This is a genomic window from Methylorubrum rhodesianum (assembly GCF_014199985.1).
In the GTDB taxonomy this organism is placed as follows: Bacteria; Pseudomonadota; Alphaproteobacteria; order Rhizobiales; family Beijerinckiaceae; genus Methylobacterium; species Methylobacterium rhodesianum.
Genome location: NZ_JACHOS010000001.1, coordinates 515455 through 528955, shown reverse-complemented (window position 1 = coordinate 528955; position 13501 = coordinate 515455). Strand labels below are relative to the sequence as shown.

The following is a 13501-nucleotide window of genomic DNA, read 5'->3' as shown; positions in this document are numbered from 1 at the left end:
GTGATGAACGAGATGACGGTTCAGCCCACGGTCACGCTTCCGGCCCTGCAGGTATCCCTGGACGGCCTCGGGGCCGGGCAGGCCCTGCGCCTGACGAACGCGGATTGCGACCGCCTGTTCGGCGTCGACGACGCGCTCCTCGGCCGGGTACGGAACTTCGCGCTGGGCCACGGCTGCATCGTGGTCTGGGACGAGGAAGGTCTGACCTTCTGCCGGCAGCCTCATGCCACCTGCTGCAAGCCCCTCGGCTAGGCCACCGCGCCCATAGCGGAGACCCGTCGGCATGCTGCCCTATCCCGTGCTCCTGGCCGACATCGGCGGCACCTACGCCCGCTTCGCCATGCTCCCCGCGCCGGGAGCATGCCCCGGCCCGATCCGGAAGGTGCCGACAGCCGGCTTCCCCGGGCCCATCGCGGCCCTGCAAGCCTACCTCGACGGTCCGGGGACGCCGCGGCCGCGCTCCGCCTTCCTCGCCGTCGCGGGGCGCGTCGACGGGTACGCCACGCGCATGACCAACGCGCCCTGGCTGTTCGACCTCGGCGACATCGGCGTCGCCCTCGGGCTGGAGGCGGCGCGGCTGGTCAACGATTACGTGCCGCAGGCGGCCGCCTTGCACGTGCTCGACGAGGCGAACGCGGCCGACCTGGCGCGGATCGGGCCCGTCGCGGCCGGAAGGGGGCCCCGCCTCGTCCTCGGGGCAGGCACCGGCCTCGGCGCCGCGGCCCTGGTGCCGGCGGGCGACCGCCTCCTGGTCCAGACGACCGAGGCCGGCCATGTCGGCTTCGGCCCGTGCGAGCGCGACGAACTGCCGTGGCAGGCCCTGATGCCGGCGGAGGGGAGGCTTACCGCCGAAGCCCTGCTGTCCGGTCCCGGCCTCGCCAAGCTCGCGCGGGCGCTGGCGGCGGGGCGCGGCGTGGCCGCCTGGCAATCGCCGCCGAAGGTGCTCGAAGCGGCCAATGTCGGCGACCCGCTCGCGCGGGAGGCCGTCCGTCAGTTCGCGCGCCTGCTGGGCCGGTTCGCCGGCGACCTCGCCCTGATGTTCTCGGCGACGGGCGGGGTCTACCTGGCCGGCGGGATCGCGCCGCGTATCGTCGAGGCCCTGAAGGGGGAGGCGTTCCGGGACGCCTTCGAGGACAAGCCCCCGTTCAGCGAGGTGATGCAGGCCATCCCCCGCTTCGTGATCACGAGGCCCGAGCCGGCCATCGACGGCCTGGCGGCGCTCCTGCGCGCGGCGGACCGATTCCTGTTCCCCGGCCAGGACTGGCGGGCTTGAGGCAGATCAACGCCGACCGGCACGGGCGCTCGCATCCTGTTGTTGCCCGTTCCGGGTCGAGGGAGGCTCCCGTGTCAATTGCCAGCATCATGGTCGCGGTCGACGACGGGCGCCACGCCAGGACGGGGGTCCGTCTCGCCGCGGACCTGGCTCACCGCCTCGGCGCCCGCCTCGTCGGGGCCGCCGCCTGCATGCCCGACTACCCGCAGGGCTACGGCGAGACCGCCGTGCCCATGGGCATGGTCATCGAGGAGATCCGCCAAGCCGCCCTCGACAGGTGCGCAGCCGCCGAACAGGTCTTCCGCCATGGCTCCTGCCTGAACGACTGCGTCGAGTGGCGCTCCGACATCGCCGGTCCGGTCCCGTTCCTGGCAGGGCAGTCCCGGGCCGCGGACCTCGTCGTGGTCGGTCGCTACGCCGAGGACGAGAGCGTCAGGCCGGGCATGGCCGTCGACCTCGGCGACGCGCTCATGGGCCTGGGCCGCCCCGTCCTCGTGGTTTCGGCCGGCATCGAGCACCTGGAGGCTAGGCGCATCGTCGTCGGCTGGAAGAACACGCCGCAGACCCGCCGGGCGCTCTCGGACGCCTTGCCCCTGCTCAGGCGCGCGGAGGCGGTCCAGGTGCTTCGAATGACGGACGACGGGGACCGGGCGGAGGTGGACGACGTCGTCCGCTACCTCGCCCTGCACGACGTCAACGCCAGCGGGCATCTGGCGGCGCGCTCGGGCTGGAGCGTCGCCGAGGACCTGCAGAAGGCCGTCCGCGCGATCGACGGGGACCTTATCGTAACGGGCGGCTACGGCTACAGCCGCCTACGCGAGTGGTTCTTCGGCGGGGTCACGCGCGACCTGCTGAGCGAGACGACCGTCTGTTGCCTGATGTCCCACTGAGGAGGTCGCTACAGTCGTGACCACCCGGTCCTATAGGCGCGCGTCTGCTCTCGGTCGATGACCAGCCCTTCGAATGGCTGACGGCAAAGGTCAGCTCATGGCGCATTACTGACTGGTGCGTGTCGGGCGCACTCAGGCCGCCCGCCGCGGCGCCTCGGATTTCCGTTACAGATCCCCGAAGTAACGGGGGGGCTATCCGGCCAGGGTCGAGAAGGAGCCCGGACGCGTCCCGAGCATTCGACGCCCAGGGATCCAGTAACCCTCTCGCCAAGCGCAGCTGGACAGGGAGCCTGGACCCTGAATCTATAGGCCTCCTGAGAGAGGGAGGCGGACATGAGCCACGGGCATGCAGTGACGGGCGAGGTCGGTACCGGCCTGCTCAACGCCCTGCTCGCCGCCGACGGGGCCGCCAAGGCTGCCCTTGAGCGGGCCGCGTGGGACCGTGCCGAGGCCCGGTCGGAGGCAGCCGTCCACCGCCTCGGCCAGGCCCTCCTGGCCTCCCGCGCCCGTGAGGCCGAGCTCGCCCGCCAGCTCGCCGCCGCCCGCGCTGAGGTGGCCGGCCTGAGGATCCGGGCGTCCAAGGCGGAGGCCCGCCGGCCTGCCAGGCGCGCCTGAGAAATCGTCGGCGCCCCTCGCTTTTTCGCTTGCGGCTTTCCCGGTGCGCCTACGCGGGGCCGCAGAGAGACGCACATGGAACGCACGTCGGCCCCGCGCGGGCGCACGTCGGACAACCAAAAGGCCCGCCGGTCACCCCGGCGGGCCTCGTTGCTTTCGGGGGCTGGGGCGGCCTAGGCGACCCTGGCCTGCCTCGCCCTGACGCCCTCGACGTGCGCGAGCAGGTCGGCCATCGCGCGGTCCGCGGGCGTCCCCCGGTAGGGCCAGTGGAATGCGGGCGCGGACGCGTCCACATCGGCCGCCTGGGGATGTGTCACGGGCTCCGCGGACACGTCCGCGTCGTGGGAGCCAGGCAGCCCGGGGACGCGTCCGCGCCCGGCGGCGAGGGCCTCGGCCTGATGGGGGAGCGTCCGGGCGAGGACGGTCAGCTCGTCCGGCGAGAGGGAGTGCAGCCACGTCGCGACCGGCACCGGCAGGCCGGACAGGTCGACAGGGTCGCCGCCGGCGGTCAGGTGCCGGGCGTGCATGACGAGCGCGACGCCGACCGGGTGCGTCGCAGGGACGCCGGCGACAGTCGGCAGCCTCGGCGCGGGGACGGCCGCGGCAGCGTCGAGATATTCCTCGGCCGCGACGGCGGTGGGCAAGACGGGATCCGGCCGGACGCCCGCGACAGTCCGGAGGACCCAGCGGCCGCCCTCCCACACGAAGACCAGGGGCGCGAGGGCGACGGCGGCGAGGGCGGCGAACAGGCGGGCAAGGGAACGCATTGGAGATCTCCTGTCGGGGGCGACGCTTTGATGATCGCCTCGCCCCCGCAACCCACAATCACGCCGCCGCGGCCGCCGCGAGCAGGTCGGGCAGGTCGAGGCCGAACACCCTGAGCGCCAGCTCCGGGGGGAGCTGCTTGCGGTGCGTCCGGAGCGCCCGCAGCGCGTGCGAGGCGAGCACGGCATTCAGCGCCGGGAGGCCGGCGAGGATGTGCCCCCGGACCGTGCTGTTCCGGCCCCATCCGGACTTGTTGACGACCGAGGCCCGGTCCGCGTCGCGGGCGGTCAGGAGCCGGCAGCCCTCATGCGCCGCGGCCTGCACCTCCGGCAGGGCGGCCCGCTCGGCCTCGGGCTCGTACGGGATCTCCATCGCGCGCATCGCGCGGTCGATGTTGGCCTGCGCGCGCACGACGAGGTCGAGCAGGTGCTCGCTCTGGTAGCGCTCCAAGCCAGCCGGTCCCCTGGCGATGCGACGCTCCGCGAGCTCGACGTCGTCGCGCACGGCCCACGCCCACCCCTGCGTCCGCAGCGACTCGCGCGTGGCGGCGATGGCGCGCTCCGCGAGGGCGAGGTCCTCGGCCCTCCGGCGCTCCGCCGCGGCGGCCGCCTGGGCGCGCTCGCGAGCGACCCGCTCTCGGTGGGCGGCCAACCCCCGGGCGGCCGTGTTGAGGAGGACGGCCGCCTGCTCGCGGTCGTAGTCCGGCCCTTCCCAGAGGCAGGGCAGGCCGGACCTCATGCGATCGTGCGAGAACCCGATGGCCTTCAGGTGGCGCCCCTCGGGGCCGGCGAGCGCGTCGTCGTAGTCCTGCGACGGGGCCTCAGCCGTCCAGAGGCACTTCAGGACGCCCGACACGCGCAGCTCGCGCGGCGGCTGCCACTCCAGGCCCAGGCCCTCCGGCGGCCCCTGCCAGTCCCGCGTCGTCCTGTACAGCTCCGGCATCGCGTCCTCCCTGTGCTGTGCCGCGACTACGGCACATGACGAATGCTAGCACTCGCGGGGGCAGCCGCAAGATCTCGTTCAGTCCTGGTGTCAATTTTGGACCCCAACCGGATGCTCATTAAATGAGTAAATTCTGAGTGCTCCATGCTCATCCAGTCGTCCGCGTTAAGTTTGTGCCCTCAACTCCCCTTTCGTCATCTGACGAACGTGCTTGAATGCTTGGGCGCGGCGTCGCGCGTCGATTCGTGGAGGGGTCTATGCGGGTGTGGAGGGAGGTCGGCTCGGGCGTGACGGCGGCGCAAGTCCGCCGTGTCGTCGCGAGCACGGTGGGCGTCGGCGCCGTCGCGCGCCGGCTGGGCGTCGCGGAGTGCACGGCGCATCGCTGGGCCGGCCTGGCGGGCGTGAGCATCGTACCGCGGCCCCGAACGGAGCGCATGCCCGGGCGCCAGCTCGTGTCCGACGCCGCCGTGCGGGACGCCATGCTCGGCCCACTCTCGCTCCGCGCCGCCGTCGAGCGCGCGCCCTCCGCCGCCCGCTGGGCCCGGCGCCACGGCGTCGGACCCGGCTACCTCGCAGACGTGCTTTCGGGCCGCCGCCCGCCGGGCGCGAAGATCCTGTCGGCGCTCGGCATCGGCCGGGCCTACGTGAGGGGGCGCCCGTGACCGACCGCGACGCCGCCGTCCTGGCCGCCCTGCGCGCCGTCCCCGCGGGCGCGCTCCCGATGCACCTGGCGCCCGGCCTCGGGCTCGGGGTCAAGCAGGTCTCGACCGTCCTGCAGCGCCTGCGCATCGCCGGCCTCGTCCGGTTCGAGGCGCCCCGCTGGACCGCCATCGAGGAGCCCCGCCCGTGAGCCCTCCCCTGCTCGACGGCCTCGACGCTCTCGTCGGCGCCGCCCTGCGTGAGCGCCTCGTCGCCGCCCTGGCGGCCGCCCTGGCCGCCGCCGCCGGCGACCCCGCGCACCCCCTCGTCGCCCGCGTCCGCGCTGCCGGGCGAGGCGGCCGCCCCGGCGCCGCGCACCCCGATCCGCCGCGTCCCCGCACCCGCCCCGAGGTCCCATGACGACGCCCCCGCCGGACCCGCCGCGCCTGAGGCTCGTGCCGGGGCCGCCCCCGGGATCCCCGCCGCCGGCGCGGCCGCGGCCCCGCCCGCCATCATCGATCCTCGGGCCGGCCTCGTGCGAGCGCCGGTGGCGGCCGGCGGACCGGCGTCCGTGGCCGGACGCGGAGCGCTGGCCGCGCTGAGGCGAACGTCGGCGGCCGCGGCGGACGGCCCGCCCGAGACGCCGGAGCGGACCGTCCCAGCGAGGCCGGGCGTCCCGCCGTCCCGCCCGCAGGCCCGTCGGCCGGTGCCGCAGCTCGCGCCGCCGCCCCCTCGCCGTCGCCCTGGCGGCCGCCGAGGCGCGCGCTGCCCGCCGTCCCGCCGCCGTCCCGGGCGAGATGACCGCCGAGGACATCGCGTGGCTGCACGCGCTCCCCGACTACGAGCCCCCGGCCGCCCCGGCGCCGGCGCGCCGCCCCACGGACGGCGCTTGGCTCCGCGACCTGCTCATGCAGGCGAGGTGAGCATGGCCGCCGTCACCGCCCCCGCCTTCACCCGGCCGATCCGCCGCCGCATCCGGTGGGGCTACGGCCGCACGGTCATCCGGCCGGGCCACAGCGACCTGGCCGGGCTGCGCCGGTTCCCGGTCGAGACGTGGCACCCGATGAACGTCATCCTCGCGCCGCTCCCGGACCCGTGGCGCGAGGACCTCTACCTCTCCTCGCCCCTCCGCGACGCCACGCCGGCATGGGCCGCGCGCGTCACGGACGACGAGACCGGCGACCTCGTCGGCCTGCTCGTCGAGACGCCGCCCGGCGCCTGGCCCGCCCACGCCTGGCACCGGGGCGAGCTCGCCGCCGACGGCCACGCCGCGGGAGCCGGGGGCGGCCGCTACGCCGCCGTCGACCGGGAAGCGCGCCTCATCGTCGGCGAGTGCGCGGTGAGCCTGGACTCGGCCCTCGACGCGCTGTGCCGGACCGTGCGCCGCCGGCGCGAGACCCCCGAGGACCTCGCCGCGCTGGAGGGACTGCAATGACGCCCGCCGACCTCGCCCCCGCCGGCCGCCTGCTCTCGGGCAGCGACGAAGAGTGGAAGCGCCCGCTCGCCCGGATGCTCGGCGCCATGCACCCCGACGGCCCCCGCGAGAGCCTGGATCCCCGCGGCGTCGACCGCTGGGCGTCGGGCGCCCGCGAGATCCCCGGATGGGTCGGGCCCGCCGTCGCGCGCCTGCTCACGGACCTAGCGGACAGCCTGGAATTCGAGGCGGCCGCCGCTCGCGCCGTGGCGGTTAGGGTTGCCGCGGGTTGAACGAGCCTCATCGCATTTGACGCGATTCCCGACGGGTCGATTCACGCGCGCCTGCTACGCCGTCCCCGTCGAGAGCGAGGAGGGCGGCATGCCTGAGGATTACACGGTCGAATGGCCGAAGGTGCCCGGGGCTAAGTATATGCACCTCGCCGACATCGGCTGGGGCTGGTGGCGGCCCATGCCGGTCGTGCTCGAAGAACACAGCGATCCTTGGGCGCACCGGCTCTACGCGCAGAGCCGACTGCCACAGGCAGTGCATCCCGAGCGCCGCCCACGGCAGGGCCTCCTCGTCCTCAACCCGGACCCGGCCCTCGACCAGAGGGAGCGTGAGCTCGCGCTCATCCTCCGCATGCCCCGAGACCCGCCGGGTGAAGAGCACCGGCTCCGATACCGTTGCCTGTACCTCGACGACCGCCATCCCGACCCGGGGATGCCGTGGGAGGACTGGCTCGTCGATAACCGGCGTTGGATCGCCATACGGTCGGACTGGCGGGTCGTTCGCGCGACGACGACCCGCGCCGAGGCCATCCGACATGCCCTCCAACCGCACCGGAAGTGGGTGTCATCGCCGGCCCCGGAGCGGGAGGCCGAGCCCGAGGGCGAGGACCTGGTCGAGCTCGGGATCGTCGCCGAGGCTCATCTCGGGCGGGGCTAGCCCCTGTTCCGCGCCCGGGCGACCTCCTCCGGCACGGTGTCGCTCAGGGCCATCGCATCCACGATGTTCGAGAGCGACACCGGCCGGTAGCTCCAGACGTCGACGCCTACGTCGCAGGACTGCGTCGTGCCCGGCAGCGTGCCGTGCACGTGCCCGTACAGGTGCAGGCTGCCCCGGAACGCCCGCGGCCAGCTACGCATGGGATAGTGGCACAGCACCAGGTGCCGCCCCTCGACCGAGATCTCGCGGATCCCGTCGTGCTGCTCCGCCCAGGGGAGCTTGCGCGACCGCTTGTCGTGGTTGCCAGCGACGAGGCACTTGCGCCCGTGCAGCCGGCGGAAGATGCGCTCGGCCGCCTCGGCCGGGCCCAAGGCGAAGTCGCCCACGTGGTAGACGGTGTCGGCGGGCCGGACGGTCGCGTTCCAGGCCTCGACCAGCGACGCGTCGTGCTCGGCGATGGACGAGAACGGGCGCCGGCAGGCCGGGATGACCCCGGCGTGCAGGAAATGCGTGTCGGCGGTGAACCAGGTGTCGGGCACGGAGGCCTCCAAAAATCGGAGGCCGGCGTCGCGCGCTCAGGGCCTCCGGGATGTCGGGACGGGCGGCGGGGCCCAGGGTTTTCGGGACATCGGGAAGGTCTCAGGCGGGGCAGGAATCGTGACGATCGCAGCTCGCGGCGTGGCGGTCCAGCGCGGGCTCGCGGCAGGGTGAACGAATGCCTGGCCGGGGCGGTCTGGTGGGACAAACCTAAGGCGGATCCGGGATTCTGCCTTAGGTTTGTACCGTGGGCTCCCTCCCCTTCTGCCTAGCGCGTGCAGCCAGGAACCCGGCCCGCACCTCGTCGAGGTCGAACTTCGCCTTGCCGGCGTGCTCCTCGACTAGGTCCCACCACGCCCTCATCGCGGGCCGCTTCAGGTCCATGCGGTCGTCGTCGACGTAGTGCCGCTCGGACACGTTGCCCGACGCGACGCCCTCGGCGTGGTCGATGATCATGTCCAGGACCGACGGCGCCAGGCCCAGGGCCCGGCGGCCATGCGAGCGCAGGGCGCGGCGCAGGTCGTGCGGGCTAGTGTCGACCGGGAGCGCCGCGAGCAGGTGCGTCAGCGCCGATTCGGACAGGTAGCCGACCGGCGCGCCGGCGCGGCGCGGCCGCATCCCCGGGAACAGCCACGGCCCCTCCCCGAACTGCCCCCGGACCGCCGCCCAGACCGGCGGCGGCAGCGGCACCGCGTGGTGCGCCTGCGCCCGGCCCGTCTCGCCCGTCTTGCGCCGCACGGGCGGCAGGCGCCACACGCCCCAGCCATCGCCGGCATCGGAGAACTCGTCGAGCCGGGCGGACACGATGGCGTGCCGGCGCTGGACCGTCGCGACCAGGAGCAGCACCGCGGCGGCCAGGCGAGGGTCGAGCAGGTCGGTGCGGGCGAGCGCCACGAGCAGCCCGACGCGCTCCATCGTCGGCCAGCGCACCTGCTGCCGCGGCGCCTCGCCCTCGCGCGCCTTCGGGCGCTTGGGCCGCTGCAGGTCGTCGAGGTGGCCCTTGGCGACGCCGCTGTCCCGCCTCGGCCCCGGCGTCGCAAGCCAGCCGTAGAAGTGGCGCAGCCGCACGAACAGGGCCTCGGCCTGGCGGTGGTGCGAGCGGTTCTTCGCGGCCAGCACCGTCGCCAGGTCGTCGGGCGTGACGGCCGCCACCGGCATGCCGGCGAACCGCTTGAGGACGGGGTGGCGCAGGTTCTTGCGCGCGTCTTCGTGGGCGGCCTTGCGCCACTCGGGCTCGTGGGCGGCGAGGTAGGCGGCGACGGCCTGATCGTACGTCCAGCCCCGGGGCCGCGGCGGGGGCGCGGGCGTCGGGTGGTGGTAGACGTTCTTCGGGAACACCTCCTCGATCCGCATGAGGCCGAGCTCGGCCAGGCGCCGGTTGAGCCAGAGCAGGGTCGGCCAGCCGTTGCCGGAGCGAAGCAGGTCCATGGCCTCCCCGGCGACCTGGCGGGCCTGGGCGACGGTCAGCCGCTCCACCGGCCCGAGGTCAAGGCGTACCGTCCTCTTGAGGCGCTCCGCCTTCCAGCCCCACGATATCGTCCGGGGCGAGACCCGCAGCAGCAGGCCCGGGGCGCGCAGGTCGCGGACGTCGACGGCCGGCACGCCGGGGCGCTGCTCCTCCCGGCACCGGGTGATGAATGTCCCCGTGATGTCGACCGGCCCGCGGGGCGGCCAGTCGATCCGGGCGCGGGCCGGTGCGGCCTTCTTCGCAGCGGGCTTGGCGCGGGCCATTTGGGCGGGATTCCTTGGGCGGCTTTGGGCGGGGCCGCGAAAATCACCCGGCCGGGGCCCGCCGTCGAGGGAAAACCGCCGCCGCTGGCTAAGTCCCTGTGGATGCTCGCGGAAGTTAACGCCCGTTAGCTACACGTTCCTGGCACCAGAAGCCGCCCAAAACCGGTCGGGAAGCTGACTCTTAATCAGCGGGTCCTAGGTTCGAACCCTAGTGCGCCCACCAATCATCCCAAGCACGCCATCGGCAGTTGCACCTCGGCCTTATCGCGCGGGGTTGAGGCGTGACGGTAATTTCCTCCATACCCAAAAGTGCGCGCGGATCCCGACCGGCTGTCGATCCCGCAAACGGCGCGTGAACTGTTGTAGGCACCGACCCCGCGTTTCGCGAACGATGGCTCGGCGCTTTCGCTCAACGCCCTGCCGTGTCCCGACTCAAGGCTCTCCCAGCGGTGTCGGCCAAGATACCCGCGCAGACGCGGGCAGGGCTTTGATGCATCCGGCCCTCGTCGGAGGGCCGGACGTTTCGTCAGAACGCCTCGAGCGGCGCGTTTTGCCTCGTCCCAGGGGACACCTCTGAGCGTCGACCGGCATTCTGCCTCAACCGCTCGAGCGGCTCGCGACCGAAGGTGAGGAAGAGGATCGGCGTCAGCACCGTGTCGAGCAGCGTGGCGCTGATCAGACCGCCGAAGATCGTAACCGCCACCGGGTGCAGGATCTCCTTGCCTGGGGCGTCGGCGCCGATCAGCAGCGGCACCAGCGCGACGCCGGCGGAAAGGGCTGTCATCAGCACCGGCGCGAGCCGCTCAAGGCTGCCCCGGATCACCAGTTCTCGCCCGAACGGCATGCCTTCGAGGATGGCCAGGTTCAGGTAGTGGCTGATCTTCAGGATGCCGTTGCGAGTGGCGATCCCGGTCAGCGTGATGAAGCCGATCATCGACGCCACTGAAAGGGGCTGGCCGGCCAGCCAAAGCGCGGCGACGGAGCCGATCAGGGCGAGCGGGATGCTGCCCAGGATGATCAGCGTGAAAGTCACCGATCGGTAGCGGCTGTAGAGCAGCGCGAAGACCAGTGCGAGCGACAGAAGCGAGAGGAGACCGATGGTCCGGCTGGCCTCGGCCTGCGCCTGGAACGAGCCTTCCAGGCGCGTGGTGTGACCGTTGGGCAGATTCGCCGCGGCGACGTTCTCCTCGATGGCCTGAACGATCTTGCCCATGTCGGCCCCGGGCTGCGTGTTGGCCTGCACGACGATACGACGGCGGGCGTTCTCCCGCAGGATCTGGTTCGGCCCATCGGTCTCTCGGATGTCGGCGATCTGGCGCGCCGGGACCCAGCCGGACGGCGTTTCGATCAAGAGGTCACCGAGGCGCTGCGTGGTCCGCATCGCATCGGAGAGGCGCATCACGACGTCGAAACGGCGGTAGCCGTCCACCACGCGCGAGACCACCTGACCATTCGAGAGGCGGCTCAGCTGCTCGACCAGGGCGGCGGGCTGTACGCCGTAGAGGGCCGCGCGGTTGTAGTCGACGCGGATCTCGAGCTGCGGAATCAGCACCTGCTTCTCGACCTGCAGATCGGCGATGCCGGGGATGTCGGCGAAGCGCTGCCGCAGGCCCTCGGCGAGAGCCCGCAGGGTATCGAGATCCTCGCCGAAGATCTTGAGCGCGATCTCGGCCCGCACGCCCGAGAGCATATGGTCGAGCCGGTGCGAGATGGGCTGGCCGACATTGACATTGACCGGCAGCACCGCGAGACGCCCGCGGATGTCGGCGACGAGGTCGGGCTTCGGCCGGGCCTCCGGTTTGAGATCGATCTCCAGGTCGGAAGAGTGCACGCCCTCCGCGTGCTCGTCGAGTTCGGCCCGGCCCGTGCGACGGCCGATGGACTTCACGTCCGGCATATCGAGGAGCAGGCGCTCGGCCACGAGGCCGATGCGGTTGCTCTCGGCGAGCGAGATGCCGGGATTGAACGTCATGTTGACCGTGAACGAGCCCTCGTTGAACGGCGGCAGGAAGGCGCGCGGTAGGAAGATGGCCGCGAGCCCGGCCGTCGCCACGGCCAGGACCGCCACCGCGATCACCGGCCGGGCGTGTCCGAGCAGAGCCCGCAGCAGAGCGGCGTTGCCGCGCTTGAGCAGTATCAGGAAGCGGCTGTCGTGCTCCTCCAGGCGCTTGAGCCCGGGCAGCAGATAGTAGGCGAGCACCGGCGTCAGGGTGATCGAGACGAGAAGGCTCGCCAGGATCGAGATGATGTAGGCTTGGCCGAGCGGCGCGAACAGCCTGCCCTCGATCCCAGACAGCGCGAAGAGCGGGACGAAGACCAACACGATCACCATCGTGGCGTAGACGATGCCGGAGCGCACCTCGTTCGAGGCGGCGATCACCACCTCGAAGACGCTCCGCGGATTGCCGGCCCTGCGGTTCTCGCCGAGGCGTCGGAAGATGTTCTCCACGTCGACCACCGCGTCGTCGACGAGCTCACCGATGGCGATGGCGAGGCCGCCGAGCGTCATCGTGTTGATCGAGAGCCCGAACAGGTGGAACACCACGGCGGTCGCCAGGATCGAGACCGGTATCGCGGTGAGCGAAATCGCGGTGGTGCGGACGTTCAGCAGGAAAGCGAACAGGACGACGGCGACCACCACGACCGCCTCGATCAGCACCGTTTCGACGTTGCGGATCGACGTCTCGATGAAGTTGGCTTGGCGGAAGATGAGTTGGTCGGCACGCACGCCCTTGAAGGCGCAGCCCTCGCCGGCCGATTCGGTGCCGAGCCGATCCGTGCCGCGCTTCTCGGCGTCGGGTCCGCAGGCGTTGAGGCTGGCCGTGATCTCGGCGAGCGCCGCCTCGACCTCGCGGGTCAGGCGGACCGTGTCGACGCCCGGCTGCTTCTCCACCGAGATCACGACGGCGGGCGCGCCCATGTAGCCGCTGTCGCCGCGCTTAACCCGGGCCGCGAAGGACACGTCGGCTACCTGCCGCAGGTAGACCGGCCGGTTGTTGACCGTGGCGACGACCATGTTGCGGAGGTCGTCGAGGTTCATGGTCCGTCCGAGATTCCGGATCAGGTACTCGCGGGCGTACTGGTCCGTGAAGCCGCCGCCGGTATTGGTGCCGAACTGCGCGAGGGCGGTTTCGAGCTGCGCATGGGTGACGCCGAGCGCCCGCAGGGCGGTGGGTTGCGGCGCGACGCGGAACTGGCGCACCTCGCCGCCCATCGGAATGACCTGCGCGACGCCGGGAATCGAGAGCAGGCGCGGCCGGATGGTGAAGTCGGCCAGCTCGCGCAACTGCATCGGCGAGACTGAGCCGCCGCTGAGGGCGACCATGACGATCTGGCCCATGATCGAGGAGACCGGCCCCATCATCGGGTTCACCGTGGGCGGCAGCTGCGGCCGCACCATCGCCAGGCGTTCCGAGACCTGCTGGCGGTTGCGGTAGATGTCGGTGCCCCAGTCGAATTCGACGTAGATGACTGACAGGCCGACGCCCGAGACCGAGCGCACCCGCGTGACGCCGGGCAGGCCATTCATCTGGGTCTCGATCGGGAAGGTGACGAGCTGTTCCACCTCTTGGGGCGCGAGCCCTTCCGCCTCTGTCATGATCGTAACGGTCGGACGATTAAGGTCGGGGAAGACGTCGACCGGGAGCTTGGTCACCGTGAAGGCGCCGTAGACGACGAGCACGGCGGCGAGCGCCAGCACGAGCAGACGGTTGCGCAGGGACTGCGTGACGAGGAGCGTGAACATCG

15 protein-coding genes are annotated in these 13501 nt (G+C 72.4%); 10 read left to right on the top strand and 5 right to left on the bottom strand.

Going from position 1 to position 13501, the window contains the following annotated elements:
• Positions 1-3: 3 nt before the first annotated feature.
• From HNR01_RS02255 to HNR01_RS02240, 4 genes are all read left to right on the top strand, one after another.
• Positions 4-252: a hypothetical protein gene (locus HNR01_RS02255; RefSeq protein WP_017483097.1), complete on the top strand. Its 249-nt coding sequence runs from the start codon at positions 4-6 to the stop codon at positions 250-252.
• Between the two features lie 31 nt (positions 253-283).
• The gene (locus HNR01_RS02250; RefSeq protein WP_017483096.1) at positions 284-1273 is read left to right on the top strand and encodes a glucokinase; all 990 of its coding nucleotides are present in this window, start codon (positions 284-286) and stop codon (positions 1271-1273) included.
• A 71-nt stretch (positions 1274-1344) separates the two neighbouring features.
• Positions 1345-2163 carry a universal stress protein gene (locus HNR01_RS02245; RefSeq protein ID WP_183666361.1) on the top strand — a complete coding sequence of 273 codons (819 nt, stop codon included), beginning with the start codon at positions 1345-1347 and terminating at the stop codon, positions 2161-2163.
• A 333-nt stretch (positions 2164-2496) separates the two neighbouring features.
• A complete protein-coding gene (locus HNR01_RS02240) occupies positions 2497-2778 on the top strand; it encodes a hypothetical protein (protein WP_017483094.1) in 282 nt (93 codons plus the stop codon).
• Between the two features lie 173 nt (positions 2779-2951).
• Here the strand turns inward: HNR01_RS02240 and HNR01_RS02235 are convergent, their stop codons facing one another.
• Positions 2952-3545: a hypothetical protein gene (locus tag HNR01_RS02235; RefSeq protein ID WP_017483093.1), complete on the bottom strand. Its 594-nt coding sequence runs from the start codon at positions 3543-3545 to the stop codon at positions 2952-2954.
• A 58-nt stretch (positions 3546-3603) separates the two neighbouring features.
• A complete protein-coding gene (locus tag HNR01_RS02230; protein WP_017483092.1) occupies positions 3604-4485 on the bottom strand; it encodes a hypothetical protein in 882 nt (293 codons plus the stop codon).
• A gap of 257 nt (positions 4486-4742) precedes the next feature.
• On the opposite strand from HNR01_RS02230, the gene HNR01_RS02225 reads away from it, so the two are divergent.
• The 6 genes from HNR01_RS02225 to HNR01_RS02200 all read left to right on the top strand — a co-directional run bounded on the left by HNR01_RS02225 (position 4743) and on the right by HNR01_RS02200 (position 7486).
• Positions 4743-5147, top strand: coding sequence for a hypothetical protein (locus HNR01_RS02225; RefSeq protein ID WP_017483091.1), 405 nt, complete (start codon positions 4743-4745; stop codon positions 5145-5147).
• Positions 5144-5335, top strand: a complete 192-nt coding sequence (locus tag HNR01_RS02220; RefSeq protein ID WP_017483090.1) for a hypothetical protein — start codon at positions 5144-5146, stop codon at positions 5333-5335. Before HNR01_RS02225 ends, HNR01_RS02220 begins: the two co-directional genes overlap by 4 nt.
• Entirely contained in the window at positions 5332-5544 is a 213-nt protein-coding gene (locus HNR01_RS02215; RefSeq protein ID WP_017483089.1) for a hypothetical protein, read from the top strand. The genes HNR01_RS02220 and HNR01_RS02215 overlap by 4 nt, the downstream gene beginning before the upstream one ends.
• Before the next feature lie 505 nt (positions 5545-6049).
• Positions 6050-6559 (top strand): hypothetical protein, encoded by a 510-nt coding sequence (locus HNR01_RS02210; protein ID WP_017483087.1) that lies wholly within the window; start codon positions 6050-6052, stop codon positions 6557-6559.
• Positions 6556-6831 (top strand): hypothetical protein, encoded by a 276-nt coding sequence (locus tag HNR01_RS02205; protein ID WP_017483086.1) that lies wholly within the window; start codon positions 6556-6558, stop codon positions 6829-6831. The genes HNR01_RS02210 and HNR01_RS02205 overlap by 4 nt, the downstream gene beginning before the upstream one ends.
• Positions 6832-6919: 88 nt before the next feature.
• On the top strand, positions 6920-7486 hold the full coding sequence (locus HNR01_RS02200) for a hypothetical protein (RefSeq protein ID WP_157228086.1): 567 nt from the start codon (positions 6920-6922) through the stop codon (positions 7484-7486).
• Here HNR01_RS02200 and HNR01_RS02195 read toward each other — a convergent pair.
• The 3 genes from HNR01_RS02195 to HNR01_RS02185 form a co-directional block, all read right to left on the bottom strand.
• Positions 7483-8025, bottom strand: coding sequence for a metallophosphoesterase family protein (locus HNR01_RS02195; protein ID WP_238254715.1), 543 nt, complete (start codon positions 8023-8025; stop codon positions 7483-7485). The two genes, HNR01_RS02200 and HNR01_RS02195, sit on opposite strands and share 4 nt — an antisense overlap.
• 232 nt (positions 8026-8257) lie before the next feature.
• The gene (locus tag HNR01_RS02190; protein ID WP_017483083.1) at positions 8258-9754 is read right to left on the bottom strand and encodes a tyrosine-type recombinase/integrase; all 1497 of its coding nucleotides are present in this window, start codon (positions 9752-9754) and stop codon (positions 8258-8260) included.
• 526 nt (positions 9755-10280) lie between these two features.
• Positions 10281-13499 (bottom strand): efflux RND transporter permease subunit, encoded by a 3219-nt coding sequence (locus HNR01_RS02185; RefSeq protein ID WP_183666359.1) that lies wholly within the window; start codon positions 13497-13499, stop codon positions 10281-10283.
• Positions 13500-13501 lie beyond the last annotated feature (2 nt).